Source organism: Halostella pelagica (assembly GCF_004762015.1).
Lineage (GTDB): Archaea > Halobacteriota > Halobacteria > Halobacteriales > Natronoarchaeaceae > Halostella > Halostella pelagica.
Map to the genome: position 1 here is coordinate 20,538 of NZ_SJES01000007.1, position 15,999 is coordinate 36,536.

The window sequence follows — 15,999 nt, forward strand, 5'->3', positions numbered from 1 at the left end:
CTTCATCTTCGCGGTATGCGTAGACGTCGTGACGGCTGACTTCTGGAAGATCTTCGCTGGTTTTGTAGAGTTCGGTGAGATCGTCAAAACTGTAGAGTTCTTCTGAAATTGTGTACCACCCTTACCTGACACAGGGGTCAAGAAACCAAGATATACCCACGGATACACCGTGTTTCGGTTGAAAACCTTCGTTTGTGAATTCTGGAAAAAACGATAAAGCCGTCTAACCGATCATGGATTCTTCTCTGCAGGTCCTTCATCGTCGATGTCGTCGCCGAATCCTTCACGGAGGCTGCTTTTGGATTCTGAGTCTGATGAGGCGACGGCCGCAGGAGCGAGAACCGATTTTCCGAGCCGGGGGTAGCGGTCGTTATTATCAAGCTCAGCTTTTCTCTGGCTGTAGTCGTCGTCGATATTCTTGTAGATCCTGAACTCGTCGTCGATCGTGTTCACCTCCACGATCAGAATATCGTCTCCCTCGTATTCGATGAAGTCGTCGATCCATTCGGTTGGAAGCGTGACTCTGTACCGGGATGATCCATCAGTGAATATCTGGTATACACAGTCCAGAGATGGGTCCCCCTGGTGTTTCTCCCCAAGGATAAACGGCACTCCATTCTCGATCCTCTTTTCTAATGTTACGTGTTCGTCGTCCTCCAGCCCCAGCTTCTCAATGGTGTCCGGCAGATATACCCGGTAGTGCTGGTAGCGCTTGGTGCTTCGATCCTGAACGTCCTCAGGATGGTACGTTACCTCGTGTTCCCAGATCTGGTCTGAGACCATAGTAGAAACAGCTTACTGCTAAACAGATTGTAATGAAGTATCTAATGGGTCGTTAGAGTCCTTCTAACGCCGTTTTTCTCCATAACTCTGTACAGAGCACTGATTTCTGTAGGGGGTGTTCCTCTTTCTGGAACCCATGTGGGTGAAGATCAGATCACGGTCTAAGTATAGGTTACTAGTAAAGGAGCCGGGTAGAATTCCGGGTTTCATACTCCCCGTTTCAACCCTGGTTGCTCGTCAAGCTGCTGGTCCAAGCTGTGACCAGGGAGGTTCCGCGGCGGTCGGAAGGCTGATCGGGCTCATCGCTCAGCTTCAGGCAGACGGTGTCGCCCTGGCAATTCCTGGTGCAGGATTAGGCTACACCATTGCGGGCTTAATGTGGCTTTCCGGTTTACCTGAGTATCAGCGAACCGCCCGCACGATGTTTATCCGTGTAACAATCGGATTGATCATCGTCCTTCTCGCCGGACCTCTCGTGGGTGTTATCCAGGGTCCTCTCTGCGGGGGTGGAGTATGAAGTTTATAGCCAGAGCGGTCGTCGTGGTCTTCCTGGTTGTCTCAGGGTTAGCCTTGGGACCTGGTTCGGTAGCTGCTCAACAGACGACCGTACCCGAGGAACCGGAAGTGGGTGAGAACGGGGTCTTGGATAAGCTCTGGGAGTCGGTCACTTGGGTCTTGTTCGAGCTGGTGCGTGTTCCGGCTGAAGTGTTGACCGGGATCTTGACCCGGATACTCGCCAGCTACCCGGATGTCACGAATCCTGAGGTATTAGAGATACATCAGAAGATGTTCCAGGTGTCGGTGGCGTTGGCGACGGCTGCGGTGGTCTGGATCGGCCTCCTGTCGATGACCGGGCGGATCGACGGTGTGCGACCGTTGATGTACGTGCTTGGGTCCGTAGCGTTCGGGGCGGTAGCTCCCTGGCTGCTACAGTATCCGGTAGAACTCTCCCGGCTAACCACGGAAGCATTGGTCCCTACCAACCCCAGCCCTTTCGCAGTCAACCGGCTTTCGACAGAGCTGTTTATCGTCGCCTTGCTTGACGTGTTCCTGTTGCTGGGTACCGTGATGATTTTCGTGGCCCGGGATGTCATCCTGATGCTCGGGGCGGCGCTCTCGCCGCTGCTCGGTTTGTTAGCGGTGACACCCGGATTCCGACGTGCAACCTCGATGCTGGTCAACGCCTGGATAGCGTGCCTCCTCATCGGCCCGTTGAACGCCACCGTACTGGATCTGATACTGGTGCTGCTGGAGTCGAACGGCGAGATCCCACACTACATCTGGGCGTTCGGCGGCCTCGGAGTCCTGTTCGGACTGCCACTGGCCCTGCTGGGTGCCGGGACGCTAATGGCCTCGCCACTCCTCCGATTTGCCGGCCAAGCCAGCGGAGTCATCAACCAGTACGTCGACGACCAGCGACGGAATGACGGCCGTGACAGAGACGAACCGAACAGATATGAGGGACGTGGTTCCCGAAACCGGGAGAACAGGTTCCGGAGGAGGGGGTAACCAATGGACGCAGAGTTCCCCGTTCCGATCGACGCCAAAGTCAAGTTCTTGGACCGGTACACCGTTGGAGACGTCGTTTTGGCGGCAGCGTTCGTTGTCTGTGGATGGGCAATTACCACCCCCACCGGGCCGATCGTGGGAGCGGTTCTTGGCTTGGTTGCGGCCGAGTTCACACCGGACGACAAACGGTTGGATGAACAGCTCGCCGACGGGATCCGGATACTCACCGGGTCATCGAGCGTATCGTCGCCCCAGTTGTCGAAGATCGTGGACGGCTCCACGGTACTGGAAAACGACACCGTAATCGGGATCGTGGAGGTGTCGTCCTGCGACATCGAGCGGCTCCCGGAGACGGACCAGAGAGCGAATCGTGACACCGTGACCGAGATGATAGCCGGGCTGAAACAGCCGGTTGAGATACATTCACGGCAACGAACAACCGATCTATCCGGATCGCCGGGTACAGGAACGACCGCTGTCACGACGGACCATTACGTTGTGGTGAGGGCCTCAAGCGGGTCGGTGGAGGAGAACCATCGGAAGGTGACGGACCGGTGCACGGAGATACGGAACACGTTGACCGCTGCCGACCTACACGCCGAACGTTTGACCCGAAAAGACCTCCAAGCCGCTGTGAACCGGCTGTACTTCGAGGAGGCCGAACTCTCATGGACCGGGTATGAAGTCGAAGGGGACAGACGGCCGTTCCATCGGTTCCTGTACGTCTCCGAGTTCCCCGAACAGCTACCGATAGGCTGGATCGCCGACGTGTTGAACACCGACACCCCTGGGCTTGTCGACGCGGTCCAGACGGTTGGCCCAATCTCGGACAGGGACCGTGACAGGATGGACAGGAAACTCGCCCGGATCAACGTCGAAGAGAGAGTCGCAAAAAGATCGTCTCGGCGAAAGACCCTCGAACAACAAAAACAGGATCTGGAAGACTTAATCGGTATCGACGCCGCTGGAGAACCCGTCGTCAACTACGGTGTCTACTTCGTCGCCCATGGAAGGACACCCGAAGAAGCCGAAGAGACGTTGAACACCGTCAAATCCTTCCTCAGACAGCGCCGCGTTGACACCAGCGTACCGAGGCTGAGGCTGTCACAGGGTGTGAAAGCCGAATCACCGTTCCATCCTGACTGGCTGGGCGAAACGAAGACTGTTCCTGGTGTTTCCGCAGCTGCCGGATTCGCGTTCGGCGCGTACGACACGGTGGAGCCTGGCGGAGTTGAAATCGGCCGCGACCAGAGAAACGGGATGCCGGTCGTCCTTGACCGATTCTCCTGGGAGGCTGGCCATATGACCGTGATGGGGAAGATCGGCTCCGGCAAAAGCTACTGGACCGGTCTCACACTGCTCCGTTCCGCGGAAGTGTACGACGATCTCGAAATTTACGTTATCGACCCGAAGAAACGCGACTACGGCGATATTATCGACGCGTTAGGCGGTGATACAGTTGTGCTCGACGATGGGGAAATCGACGAAACACGTTCGAGGAATGTTGTGCGGTACACGGTCGAGGATCCGTCCCGGGATAACACCGAGGAGCTGGCGGAGGCGGTCCGTCACGTCTACAGGAATGCGGCAAGCTCCGACTCGAAAAGCTTGGTCGTGATTGACGAGGTCCACCGGATCATCAGCAAGGGTAACCAAGTCTATCAAGACGGATTACAAGCAGTCTCAACGCTTGTCCGGGAGAGCCGTGACAGGAACGTTGCAGCGACTCTCGTTACGCAGAACGCCGACGAGTTCACTCGGTCCAACGAGGGAGGGAACATTCTACGAAACGTTGACTGCAACCTGTTCTTCAAACAGAAAGAAACGAAGAGCGAAGTCGCCGAGTTCTTCAACCTGTCCGAAACTGAATCAAGCGAGCTGCGGAAGCTCCGGACCGGAACCGAGCTCCCGTTTAGCGAAGCACTCATCGAAGGACCGATCAACACACGGGTACAGGTCGATGCAACGGAAACTGAACATCGGCTTATCGAGAACGGTCGACTCAACCCGGAGCCTGAGGTCAACCCAGGTCAGGGACAGACCGCGGTGGAAGCGCAGACAGACGGCGGCCGAGAGAATGGTGACTCCGAAACCAGGAACGAAAGGCACGGACTAATAACCATCCTCAACTTGGTTTCCCGTGCTCCAATCCGCCTGTTTGAGGCCGGGACGTTCACCTTGGCCTCGGCAGGGGTGTTACTTACGTTACTTGGAGCGTGGTCAGTTTCCGAGGTCGGGGTCTTACCTCTCCAGACAGAGATGGATGTTCTCGCCGGTATTGGAATCGGCATTATAGCGGTTGAGCTTATCTGGATAGTGGTCCTGACACTGGCTAACTGGCTGACCCAGTACACGGGGTGAATCAACGGAATGGGGATTCTCTCTCGGTTCGGGCGAAGCTATGTGACTGTCGACGAATCCACGGCGGAGAGATTGTCGCATCCCAGAACCGCGTTTCGGGCTGTGGAAGTTCGGCCTCCACCCGAGATGGAACTTCCGTCGACACTCGACAGGTTCCTGCGGGGGATAACTGAGTACCAGACCAAGCTGCTCGGGGTGAAAAACAGTTCGCCGGTCATCGGCTATGAGATCCGGCGGTTCAAACCCTCCCAGCTTCGGCTCCAGTTCGCAGTCCCCTCGATCCGGTTGGAGAGAAAAGTCCGTACTCATCTCTCCGAGAACGTCCCATCGGTAGCGTTCGACGAAGGAACACCTGGATTACCTGTCTCCGAGGGAGACACGGTCGGTGTCGGCGTGCTCACTCTCCGCCGGAAACCGGAGTATCCGCTGCGGACCGAGTTCGAGCGGCCGCCCATCAACTCGGTGGTCTCCGCGCTTCACCGCCATGCGATGCGTGACAGCCGTGTGATTGTGCAGATGGTTTTCAAGCCGTTGGCCGGCGGACCGGTCAGGAGGCGGCTCCGACGCCGACAGGCGTCTCAAGAAAGTCAACGACTCCGGGAGGGCAAGGTTGGTATTGCTCCGGGACGTGACCGTGATGCGACGGCACGTGAGAAACAGCAGGCCCGGCAAATCGACCGGAAGTCAGGGTCCCGTGGCTTCGAGGCCTCGATACGGGTCCTCGTGATAGGAGCCGGGAAGTACACCGCGAGCCGGATAAAGGAGATAACAGGGGGATTCAACATCTACGCGAACACGGAAACCGGGCAGTCGCTCCGAACCACCACGGTTCGAAGCCTCCGGAAGACACCGATCCTGAAGCTGGTGAAGGCGGTACGGGACCGGTCGCCTTCCAAGCGGTTCCTGCTCTCCCAGGATGAGCTCGCGGCGTTGGTATCGCTCCCCGACCATGACCAGGAGAACATCCAGTACAGTAGACCGTGAACCCAGAGACAGCTAGAAAACGGATACAAGACCCTGATAGCAGGAAAACGTATTTTGGAAGCCGGACATCGCGGCTGGGCGTCGAGGAACACGTCGGTATCTTGGACGAGAAACGGCTCACACACGTCCTGAACCTTGGGCAGACCGGCGAAGGGAAATCACAGCTCCTCCTTCACACCGCCCTCCAAGATGCGGAGAAAGGCCACGGGCTCTGTCTCGTCAATCCGAAAGGCAGCCTCATCGACGAATTCCTCGCCAAACTCCCCGAGGAACGGTGGGACGACGTTATCTACATCAACCCTTCCCGGGACGGAGTGGCCTCGATCAACGTCTTGGAAACGTACACCAACGGTCGGATGAGTAAGGCTCAGAAGGAAAACCAGAAGGAGATCATCGTCTCCGACCTCATCGACCTGTTCAGACGTCGAAGCGAGAACTGGGGAGACAGGTTCGGACGAATCCTCGAAACAGTTCTCCGGGCCTTTCTCGACCTCAATATCAAAAACGGGGAGTCGAATACGTTGGTCGATGTCTACCGCTCTATCATCAATCCGGACGTATTGACCGAGCTAATCGACCGAACCCGGGACCCGGTGATCTGTGAGCAACTCGTCAGGATCAAGGAGGACATGACGAGCCGGGAGCTGGAACCGCTCCAGCGAAGGCTGAACGACTTCGTGATGAACTCCACGGTCCGACGGGTGATCGAAGGCGAGTCAGGAGTCGACTTCCGTGACGCCGTCAACCAGGGCAAAATCATTCTGCTCGACATCCAGAAAGGCGAACTCGGAGACACCGCCTCGCAGATCATCGGCTCGATCGTCATCACCAAGGTCTGGGCCGCCGCACAGAGCCGGGTCACCCAGTCCATCGACCAGCGGGAGCCGTTCTATCTGTTCGTCGACGAGCTTCAGAACTTCACCGGGGAGGCTGGGAACTTCGCCAAGATCCTGTCCGAGGCACGTGAGTACCGTTTAGGATGCTGGCTGGCCACCCAGTACCTCCACCAGCTCGGCGGGACGATGCAGCGGTCGGTCACCAACAACTGCCGAACCAAGATCTGCTTCAATCCCCGTGGGTCGGAGGATGAAACCCGTATTGCCGGAATGCTTCAGGGGGTGGAGAAACGGGAGCTGAAAAGGCTGGGAAAGTACCGGGCCGCGGTCCAACGCCCCGCTGAAACCAGCCTGGGATCTGCCGTCTTCATCGACACGTACCCGCCATGGAACGCCGACCGTGGACACATCGACAAGATCAAACAGCGACGGACGCCGGAACCGGAGCCCGCGGGGATGGGGATCGCCCCATCGCTCGGGAAAGGAACCAACAGTGGCGGAGAAAAACACACGGAGCTTCTCACAACCGCCAAGGATGGATTAGAGGACCGTGGTATCCAGGTCGACCTCCTGTATCAGGGAACTGGCGACGACAAGCCCGACGGCCACGCACACCTGCCGGACGGAACGGTCGCACACCTTGAAGCCGAGCACACCACGTTATCCAAACCCGCGAAGGTCCTTGAGAACCTATTGAGAGCGGTGGAACAGGGAAGAGACTGCATCTTCGTCGTCGAACAGGGTAACGCCGAGAAGCTGGAAAGCATCGTCTCGGACCCGGTGAACCGGCACGACTCAGAACATAGCGACGGCGAAGGAAGCTTCAGCTACTACACCGACTCCCAGGGAGAACCGTTCACTAGTGTTGACCGGTTGGAAGACGCCGACTACAGAATTCTGGAAGTGCGAGGCGGCGACGCCGTTCTCCACCAACCAGGGAGTGAACCGGAAGAGGAAGATGGTTCTGAAGAGGAGAATGGGAGCGAGGAACGTTTCGAGGAAGTTCGCGAAGTGGACCACACCATTCTCACTCGTATCAAGGAAGGGAAGGACGACACCCACCGAATAACCTCGTCCACCGGCCTTCCCAACCACAAAGTCAACTACAGCCTCACCAAATTGGAGGAGCTTGGACTAATCAACGTTGAGGACCCGATAGGGCCGGTCGAACGGATGAGCAACGGTCAAAAACGAGTGTTCAAGGTTAAACCAGTATCGCTGACAACAGAAGCCGAAGAGTACCTCGAACGGGCCGACTAGGAATCTCATTGGTAGCTTGCCGGGAAAGACATTTTTGTAACGACTTCTTCTTCCGGTGATATGGACGGTGAATTAGAGGACCTTCTCTTTGCTGGAGCAGTTATAGTTCTCTGGTACCTTCTCTCAAGGTATCTTGGAGCGGTGATTACTGATTATTATTATCTGATCGAGACCATCTCTTTGCTGCTGATTTTCGGGTTGATCTATGAGGTCTGGACTTCAATTGGGGCTGATATAGATCTGTTAGAGGTCTTCATCTGGATTGGAGAAGAATTCGGCCGTACCGGTGCACAGCTCTCTCTGTTATTCGGGGTCAGTAGTTTAGTCTTCACCTCAATACTGTTCCGGAACTGGGTTGAGATGCAGTTCGGCCCCTTGGCAGTGGTGCAACTCTTGGCTATCATCGCGGTAATCAGCCGAATGTTTGTGAATGTACATGCCACCGGTGATCCGTGGGAGATTCTTGACGGTGACAGAGTGACGTATTTGATATACGGTGTTGGTTTCTTTGCAATTATCCTGTCTTTCGTTATCCGTGGTTCATATTATCCGACTTCAACTACTCATAACGCGATTGTGATCTTTCTGTCGACGTTTATTCCCAGTGTCTACCTGTATGCTTTCGCTGCAGACAAGGACTTACCGTCTCTCAAGGACTTAGTTAAATCAATAGACAAGTGAGGGGGAGTCTGTGGAGGAACCACATTAGGTTGATATCCCTACGATTCATCCCGGTTAACTGAATGGTTCAGTTTCAGGATCTACTGGAGTCATCCTCTTGTACTACTGATGCAGAAATAGTTGGTCTAGCACTTTGGTACCTGCACGAATACGAATCTGTAGACTACGCACTCTACGACGATTTAGGTGATGTACTCAGAAGTGCTGGCGTTATCTTGAGCTCCCAAAACTCGACAGGGATTGTGACATCACACTCAAGGTTTGTAATTGAACCTGTAAAAGCACTTGTTCGGCGAGATCTAGTAATTGACGCCGTAGGGAAAACCGGATATAAGCTGTCGGAAGAAGGGTATGAGCATATAGAATCGAAGATAGACCGCCCGCTACCTGATGAAGAAGCACCAAACAATCGATTCTTGGAAGTTGAGGCCGATGGCTTTCATGCCGATGCGATTCAGGAAATCAATCTCTGCTACAATGTGGGTGCCTACAGTGCCACCCTTGTGATGACACGAAGACTGATTGAAGATCTCATCATTGACCTGTACCGTGCTCACTTTGGCGAGGACGATATTCACAAATACTATGTCCCATCTTCAGGGCGACACAAACGGTTAGGTGAACTACTCCGTATTTTCGAGAACCATCTTGACGAGTTAGCAAACTATACCACCGCTATCGACAATACTGGTCAAGACTTTAGCGATGATTTAGATAAATTCGCAAAACGAGCGAATAGCCAAGCACACAGTGTGAACATCCATATTTCTAAAAAAGAAATTGCAGACCAATCCTCGGCGGCCACACGAATGATTAAAATCCTTCTTGAAATGAGATCCAACGCCCGTTCCGCACAGACAGAATAGATAGCAGTTGATGGTTTGGCAGCATAGACAGGCTTCAAGATCCAGTGGAACCGGTTTCGGACATCCGGTATGTTCTGTCTCTTGGTTTCCTTCTCTGGATCCTGAGTGAGAGAGGTGGAATTAAAGGAATGTGTGACAACCGGGGATGGCTGCCTCAGGGTAAGATCCCAGTAGAACATATAACTAACCCGACCAAAATGAAAGTGGAGATGCTATACAGTTGGCTATGATGTGCTCTGATCCGGATCACCGCCTTTGAGTTTCACACTCTACAGGATGGTCTCGGTCGGAAGTGCGAGAAGGATAACCAGTCCTAAACCGATCCCAATTGCGATAAGCCCGTTCCGTGAGAAGGATTCAGCGACGGATATTGCGTTGTTCTTCTCAAGATTGTGTTGCTCGTTATGCTTTTTGCATACGAGGAGTTCGGAGACTGTTTCTGTGTTGTCGGGGATTCCGTTCTCTATCCATTCCTGCATTTCGTCGGCTGTGAAGTAGGCGCTGTACCCACGCATCTTCAACGCCTTGGAGGAGTAGTATGCTGACCAGAGCAGTGCTATAACGGCGTATCCGAAGGAGAGCAGTACTAGTGTTTCCGGCCATTCGAGGTTTCTGTACTGTTCTATCCCGATTGCGACTGCAAGGCTGAGAATGCTGAGTACCACTCCAACGTTACCGAGGTAGTTCCCTGCTTTGGAGTCAAGATCTGTGCTCCTATCGATTTCAGATCGGTGTGCTTCCTCCGCCTGATCGACAAGGTCGTCAAAGTCACCTTCAGAACTGTCAATAGTGTTCTCTATCTTATCGCTGTACTCCGAAACCCGGCTCTCCCTGTCGATCGACCTGGCGGTCCGATAGTATTTCAAAGCAGGGAATACTGCCGTACACCCCTTCCGAAGCCAGTATTTCACCCTTTTCATACTCACTGTACCTCCGCCTCGTTATCGTGTTCAATTAGATGGTCAGTGAGATGTTCCGCGATCGGGATGTCCCAGGGTTTCTGAAGCCATCCCCATTCACCGTTAGGGTTGATCTCCAGAAACACGTATTCGCCGTCAACCTCCACGAGATCAATTGCTCCAAAGATCAGTCCTGCCTCATCAACAAAGTCCCGGCAGAGATCCTCGATCTTCTGAGGTAATGAGTCTTGGACGAACCGAACAGCTTCCTTTTCAGTCCGCCAATCCACAGCAACCTGTTCCCCGGCCTTGGCCTCAATCCTTACCGGGATGACGGTGTCGCCGATCACGTTGACTCGGTAGTCTGTCTTCGGTAGAAAGGGTTCTTGGAAGATCGTGGGGCAGACCTTCAGGCTCTCATCGTCCACCGAAGGCGGGTCCTCCAAATGGACGGAGAAGACGAACTCGTCCTGTTCGGTCTCCGTAATCAACGGCGATGAAAGCGCCTTCGATATCACGGTTCCATGGCGGTCAAACGTTTCCAACACGTCTGGACCTGAGTTGGTGACCGTCGTTTCCGGAATCCGGAATCCAAGCTTATCGGCGAGCCGGAGCTGGTGTATCTTGGACTCCATACGCCGGTTGTCTTCCGGATGGTTGATCCAGGTAACTCCCGAAAGTGTCTGAAGCGAGTTTAACCAGGCCTCCCACTGTTCCCGGATGTACTCGACTGTAGCCTGATCTGGTTTCTTGTCTTCATCAGCGAATTCGTAGGGTTTCCCGGGTCGCCGGTACCATATAGATCCGATCTCTTCGCTCAGCTCCGTTTTCTCGCCTTGTTTCTCGACAGTGATTGAAAAGTTGGGCAGTTCTGTGGTCACATCTACTTCCGGCAGATCTTCGGTGTTTATCCGGAGGTACGGGTGACCGCGGTTCTGAAGTTCTTTTACAACGAAATCGACCGTCACATCCCACTTGTTAGAGAGAATTAAGATCATCGAGTTCTCCCGTTACAGCCACATTCCATCGTCCTTATTATCATCCCCTTTTTCAACATCGTGCTTTTTCGTCCGCGGACCTTCTTCCCCCTCGATTTCGATTGCAGGCAGGTTGTCTGATTGGTCCTTCCGATACAGCAGATCGTCCTCCTCATCGAAGTAGTAGTCCGAGTTCAGTTCGGCTTCCGGTGGTGATCCGGCCTTTTCGGAAAACTGGAACAGAAACGGTTTCATGTTGATAAATACACCTTTGTTAGATAAAAAATCGTAGATAACTAACTTAACTGTACCGCTACTCTATATGGAGCAGTAGATGATAGAGAGGCTATGTTCTCTGTAGAAGCTGGATGCTGGGGTTTTGTTCCGCTACCTGGTCAATAGCATTCATGAAGTTGTCCGCAAACCGGCGGTGTTGTTCGTACACAGCTTTATCGAGAAGCTCGGGATATTCGTCTGCAAGTTCCCGTGGTTCTTCCTCCAGTATACGTCGACAGAAGTACGCGACCTCTGCACATCCTCTATAGAAGATTTCAGGAGAGCTTGCAGAAGGGCTTGTTCGTCCGGCGATCTCTCTTTCCCATGTCTGGTCTTCGAAATCACCTAATAATAATCCGTTATAAGCGGACTGTTCATCCAACGGAATCTGGTGGTCGCTTGCGATGATCCCGATGTTCCGGATAATACAGGGCACACAAAGCCCGCAGTTTTTCTTTCCGTAACCGGTATTGTGGGGGCAGGAGATGGTGTTCCTCACCAATCCGGTTTCCGGGATCTTGTTGATTATCTCTGCCTTCGTTTTGTCCACGAACGGGTTTTCCACTTCAACCGGCTGTGGTAGCACGGTCTCCAGGATTTTGTTGAAGTAGACCAGGAACCGAGGGGATACGGTTCGGGTGGTCATCCAACCTTCAGAAAGAATTAGAAAACGGGCCATGATCCCGTTCTCGAAACAACGGAGCTTTTGTATTCCCTTGGCTGAGGCATCCACGGCTCCGAAGGTGAGATGAAGCAGTCCCCGGGAAAACTGGGTGAGTTCCCCGTCATCAGGATATGTGATTCGATATGACGTGTGATCAATCCCCGCTCCCTCGGCGACCTCTTCCACCTTGGACTTGATCCCGCCTCCGTAGCTAATGGTGGCATAGTGTGAATCCACCTCATTGGACCGGTTGTGGTAGATCCCGGCAGTGCTATCCAGCCCATCCGAAAGCAGACTTACAACGTCTGCATCAGCTGTTTTTGCAGTATGATCAGTGGTTTTCTCAGGTTCAGCATGGAGGAACTCGTACTCAATGATGTCTCGTGTTATATGAGACACCATCTCAGAGTACAGTTGTTCCATCTCTTCTGACTCCATTTCCGGTGTAAGGACCGGGATCTTGAGCTTGATATTCCGAGTCTCTAGACGGCTCTCGTCAATATCTTCCAGGACCTTGATTTCCCTGTCAACGATTTTGTCGACAGCGAACGTAGCGGTCGCAATCTCCACAAGATCTAAAACAATATCGGGGACTGCTCCCTGAAATTCGTGGGAGACAATTGAGTGGTCGTATTTGATTGTTTCATCCGCTTCACTAGGTGCCTCCCTCTGGTACTCGTTCTCTCCCGGGAACTCTGGGCCTTCATAGGGGGTGATCGCAATGTAATCGTCGTTATCTGTGTCGGAAGGTTCAGTTCGGAGCTCTCGCTTTGCACGATCGTGAAACTCAGGGTGCCGATCCACGTAGTACCTTGCGACAGTCATTCTACGTCCTCCAAGAACTCCTCAAGCTGCTCCTCCCACTCGTCGAACTTTTCGTCTAAACCCTTTTTCACCCGTTCCTCGACTTTTTCTTCCTCAAGCCGGCCGAGATCGCCGGATTCGATGACCTCTGAGACAACTTCATCCTTCTTCAAATGATCCACCAAGTCCCGTGCCCAGTACTCACACTGTTCTTTCATTTCCTCACGTCGATTCTTCAGGATGTCGTCGCCGTCTTGGTCGAGGTGTAGTTGGGTGCCGATATCTTCGACTTCTTCGTCAGCCGACTTCAGCTCCTGTTTGATGAATCGATAGATGAACTGGCGGAAGTATAGGACGAAGAGGCCTTCGGTCCCGTGTTGTTCGATGAACTCGTTGACTTTCTGTTGTGCCTGGTTTTCATCAACGAATGGATCGTCACTCATTGTCGGGTCCCTCTGTCTTGAGTGCGTCTGCACCGTTTGAGAGGACAGCTCCCAGGGTGTCCTTGGAGGCTTGTTCGGAAGGGGACCCAAGGTTGCTGTTTACCTCATCTACACCTCTTCCCACGGTGTCGTTCTCAGCTGCTGTGGTGACTGTCTGTTGGGATGTTTCGACGATACCTCCGGCCGCACGACCCGCGATCTCGTTTTGAACCATGCTCTTCCCGGTTTCCTGTATCCCTGCTTGAATTCCGTCCTGGCTGGTTGCTTGGAGGAAGGTATTCGTATGTTTGAGGTGGGAGTATGTCGTGACTTTGGCGGGGCCGTTAGGCTGTACGGCTAATGCACCTGTTACAGCGATGTCGACGGCGGTTTTCGTTTTATCCGATTCGAGGGCTTGGTTCATCCCCCTCTTTGCATCCTCGTATCCGATTTTGGATGCAGCGGAGGACGTGGAGGTTGCACTTCCCATACTCAGTATAAATATTGGTAACTAAACACAAAGCTGTTGTCTTTTGTACACTCCCGGAGCTGCAATACTGCTGCCCAGTACCGAATTATGTTACTGAAGCCAAGTCGGCAGGACGTCTCAGTTGAAGAAACTGTTGTCCGAGAGATCTAGAACCCAGAAGAGCCCCGCCCACACGAAGAGGACCCACGAAACCATATTCCCGATAAGCCCGGAGGCAAGTAGATCCGTTCCCAAGATCGGCAGTGTGATCTCGCCGGCGATTGTGTAGACTCCGACCAGGATGACTAACCCGGAGGTGAAGGAAAGTGCAACGCTGAAGATGGCGGCCTTGCCGTATCACCGGCCGAGAAACTCCGTGACGGTCGGTTCCGTCCGCTCAGGTTCAACTTCCGCGTCGGTCGGCACGGGCCAGTCTGAATCCTCGTGGTCAAAGTAGTAGATCTCTCCGTTGTTCACCTGATCGGTTTCAGCGATATCGAGTTCGACTAGGTCGTTCAACCGGTCTCGGACGGTATCTTCGCTGTGTTTGCTGTCGAGTGCGGCCTGCATCTGGGTGACGCTATAATAGGGCCGGTCACCGTGGTACAGCTCCAATGCCACAGGCTGTTTCGTGAGGTTGTTTCTGTTGTTGGGAGGGAGGAGTTTCGATTCGATCCGGTCCGGTAGTTCGTTTTCAAGAGTTGTCATAGCTGGTTCTACATTCGCCAAATGGTGTTCTGGATTCGTGGGAAGACGCTCTACATTTGGCGATATGCTCTCTTCGTCGTGGTATAATGCAAACCTGGGTATTCAATGCAGGTGATGCTTCGAACGCATCACACCGTATGTGTTAGAACTGATCGTGGGACCGGTCCGGCTAGAAGTAACGAGGTGGTCGTTTGATGTTGGAGAGCGAGAAGGCTTCCAGAATCCGTGTTGGCTGCGCCCGTCTTTACCGGGTGATGTGTGAACGGGCAGGATCTTCCCGGCTAACCCTGTCTCTCATATTTGTTCTCATGGCATGGTATATAGTCCAGACCGCAGCTCTGTTTGCTGGCTGGGATAGTACCAAGCTAGGTTACTGGTTTGCAACAAACGCCTCTATGGATCCGACTCCGGGAATGATATTCGCGTTGTTCTCACACGCGTTCTTCCCGAACACCGGCCATATCCTCAGTAACTTGGTAGTTCTTACTGTGTTCGGCGGAGCCAGTGAACGACATATGTCCGCGAAGGAGTACATCAGTTTCCTCCTCGTCGTCGGGTATGCAGCCACTTTCCTGAGCACGGCAATCAAATCAAGTAGTACGTTGGGATCAAGCGTCGCTGTCTATGGTTATGCTGCCTTCTATCCGGTACACATGCTTCTTATTCACCGAGACAACACCGCATTCAGGTCCGAGAAATTCCGTGTTCTCCCGACCAATAAAGAGTCAGTACGTGTCTACAGAGAATTGATATTGATTCTCGTCCCACCGGCATTGCTTGTATTGTTCCTCGGACAAGCAGTTGGCCTTATCCCGGTAGGACAACAAAACGTGATGGGACACGCGATCGGATTCCTGCTTGGAGCAAGTTGGGCACTCGGCAGAAAGTATCTCGATTTTAAACCCTGTTAGCGTATCCAGGCCTCCTTATCCCAGTCTTTTCGGTGGACTTTCAAGTAGGAGAAGTACGTCGAAGCAAATACTATATCTCTCAGCTATCATGTAACGTCTATGGCGGGCTTGATCGTCACTTGGGATCAGGATGAGATTCAGGCTATCGACGAGGATAATTTTGAATCAGTTGTCGTCGAGGTCGTGGATAGCTTCTTTGACACGGTCGAGGGGTATGCAAGTGTAGAGGTTGAATGGAAGGCCGGAAGTTGGGATCACGGCTCACAGTACAAGATCGAGGAGCCGCCTGTGATGCAGATAAACAGTGAACGGTACTTCATCGAGATCCGTGGCCAGTCGAGGGACGGAAAATATGAGATAGATATGAATCCCTCAGGCCTCTACATCGAGAAGCTGTCCACGGAACAAAAGAGGGAATTGGACTATCTAACCCTTCGTGCTCCGGATATTGCAGTGAATACAGAGGATGAGGAGCTCTTTGTCAAGGAAATCCCGAAGCAGATTCGAAAGCGGGTTGTTGAGACCCTCCCCACGGCAACATTGGAATAACGAGATTCTTCTACCCTCCTTAGAACCAGGTTAGAAAACG

General features: G+C 53.4%; 16 protein-coding genes. 8 read left to right on the forward strand and 8 right to left on the reverse strand.

The genetic code is table 11. The features are described from left to right. Positions 1 to 231: 231 nt before the first annotated feature. A complete protein-coding gene (locus EYW42_RS15100; RefSeq protein WP_135536133.1) occupies positions 232 to 783 on the reverse strand; it encodes a hypothetical protein in 552 nt (183 codons plus the stop codon). Between the two features lie 513 nt (positions 784 to 1,296). On the opposite strand from EYW42_RS15100, the gene EYW42_RS15105 reads away from it, so the two are divergent. The 6 genes from EYW42_RS15105 (at position 1,297) to EYW42_RS15130 (ending at position 9,280) form a co-directional block, all read left to right on the forward strand. Continuing rightward, positions 1,297 to 2,292 carry a hypothetical protein gene (locus EYW42_RS15105; protein ID WP_135536134.1) on the forward strand — a complete coding sequence of 332 codons (996 nt, stop codon included), beginning with the start codon at positions 1,297 to 1,299 and terminating at the stop codon, positions 2,290 to 2,292. A gap of 3 nt (positions 2,293 to 2,295) precedes the next feature. After that, entirely contained in the window at positions 2,296 to 4,653 is a 2,358-nt protein-coding gene (locus EYW42_RS15110; protein WP_135536135.1) for a helicase HerA domain-containing protein, read from the forward strand. A 42-nt stretch (positions 4,654 to 4,695) separates the two neighbouring features. Further along, the gene (locus tag EYW42_RS15115; RefSeq protein ID WP_135536136.1) at positions 4,696 to 5,637 is read left to right on the forward strand and encodes a hypothetical protein; all 942 of its coding nucleotides are present in this window, start codon (positions 4,696 to 4,698) and stop codon (positions 5,635 to 5,637) included. Continuing rightward, complete coding sequence (locus EYW42_RS15120) at positions 5,634 to 7,733, forward strand: TraM recognition domain-containing protein (protein ID WP_135536137.1); 2,100 nt, start codon at positions 5,634 to 5,636, stop codon at positions 7,731 to 7,733. Before EYW42_RS15115 ends, EYW42_RS15120 begins: the two co-directional genes overlap by 4 nt. 60 nt (positions 7,734 to 7,793) lie before the next feature. After that, a complete protein-coding gene (locus tag EYW42_RS15125) occupies positions 7,794 to 8,414 on the forward strand; it encodes a hypothetical protein (protein WP_135536138.1) in 621 nt (206 codons plus the stop codon). A 62-nt stretch (positions 8,415 to 8,476) separates the two neighbouring features. Beyond that, on the forward strand, positions 8,477 to 9,280 hold the full coding sequence (locus EYW42_RS15130) for a hypothetical protein (RefSeq protein WP_135536139.1): 804 nt from the start codon (positions 8,477 to 8,479) through the stop codon (positions 9,278 to 9,280). A 269-nt stretch (positions 9,281 to 9,549) separates the two neighbouring features. Here the strand turns inward: EYW42_RS15130 and EYW42_RS15135 are convergent, their stop codons facing one another. The 7 genes from EYW42_RS15135 to EYW42_RS15165 all read right to left on the reverse strand — a co-directional run bounded on the left by EYW42_RS15135 (position 9,550) and on the right by EYW42_RS15165 (position 14,499). Next, the gene (locus tag EYW42_RS15135) at positions 9,550 to 10,200 is read right to left on the reverse strand and encodes a hypothetical protein (RefSeq protein ID WP_135536140.1); all 651 of its coding nucleotides are present in this window, start codon (positions 10,198 to 10,200) and stop codon (positions 9,550 to 9,552) included. A gap of 2 nt (positions 10,201 to 10,202) precedes the next feature. Beyond that, positions 10,203 to 11,177 carry an MvdC/MvdD family ATP grasp protein gene (locus EYW42_RS15140; RefSeq protein WP_135536141.1) on the reverse strand — a complete coding sequence of 325 codons (975 nt, stop codon included), beginning with the start codon at positions 11,175 to 11,177 and terminating at the stop codon, positions 10,203 to 10,205. Positions 11,178 to 11,189: 12 nt separating this feature from the next. Continuing rightward, the gene (locus EYW42_RS15145; protein ID WP_135536142.1) at positions 11,190 to 11,411 is read right to left on the reverse strand and encodes a hypothetical protein; all 222 of its coding nucleotides are present in this window, start codon (positions 11,409 to 11,411) and stop codon (positions 11,190 to 11,192) included. Positions 11,412 to 11,502: 91 nt separating this feature from the next. Continuing rightward, positions 11,503 to 12,921 carry a 7-cyano-7-deazaguanine synthase gene (locus EYW42_RS15150; RefSeq protein ID WP_135536143.1) on the reverse strand — a complete coding sequence of 473 codons (1,419 nt, stop codon included), beginning with the start codon at positions 12,919 to 12,921 and terminating at the stop codon, positions 11,503 to 11,505. Continuing rightward, on the reverse strand, positions 12,918 to 13,343 hold the full coding sequence (locus tag EYW42_RS15155) for a hypothetical protein (protein WP_135536144.1): 426 nt from the start codon (positions 13,341 to 13,343) through the stop codon (positions 12,918 to 12,920). The genes EYW42_RS15150 and EYW42_RS15155 overlap by 4 nt, the downstream gene beginning before the upstream one ends. Further along, the gene (locus EYW42_RS15160; RefSeq protein ID WP_135536145.1) at positions 13,336 to 13,812 is read right to left on the reverse strand and encodes a hypothetical protein; all 477 of its coding nucleotides are present in this window, start codon (positions 13,810 to 13,812) and stop codon (positions 13,336 to 13,338) included. Before EYW42_RS15160 ends, EYW42_RS15155 begins: the two co-directional genes overlap by 8 nt. 336 nt (positions 13,813 to 14,148) lie before the next feature. Next, on the reverse strand, positions 14,149 to 14,499 hold the full coding sequence (locus EYW42_RS15165; protein WP_135536146.1) for a hypothetical protein: 351 nt from the start codon (positions 14,497 to 14,499) through the stop codon (positions 14,149 to 14,151). A gap of 194 nt (positions 14,500 to 14,693) precedes the next feature. Between EYW42_RS15165 and EYW42_RS15170 the strand changes: the two genes are divergently transcribed. Beyond that, positions 14,694 to 15,410 carry a rhomboid family intramembrane serine protease gene (locus EYW42_RS15170; protein ID WP_135536147.1) on the forward strand — a complete coding sequence of 239 codons (717 nt, stop codon included), beginning with the start codon at positions 14,694 to 14,696 and terminating at the stop codon, positions 15,408 to 15,410. 99 nt (positions 15,411 to 15,509) lie between these two features. Then, on the forward strand, positions 15,510 to 15,959 hold the full coding sequence (locus tag EYW42_RS15175) for a hypothetical protein (RefSeq protein WP_135536148.1): 450 nt from the start codon (positions 15,510 to 15,512) through the stop codon (positions 15,957 to 15,959). Positions 15,960 to 15,999 lie beyond the last annotated feature (40 nt).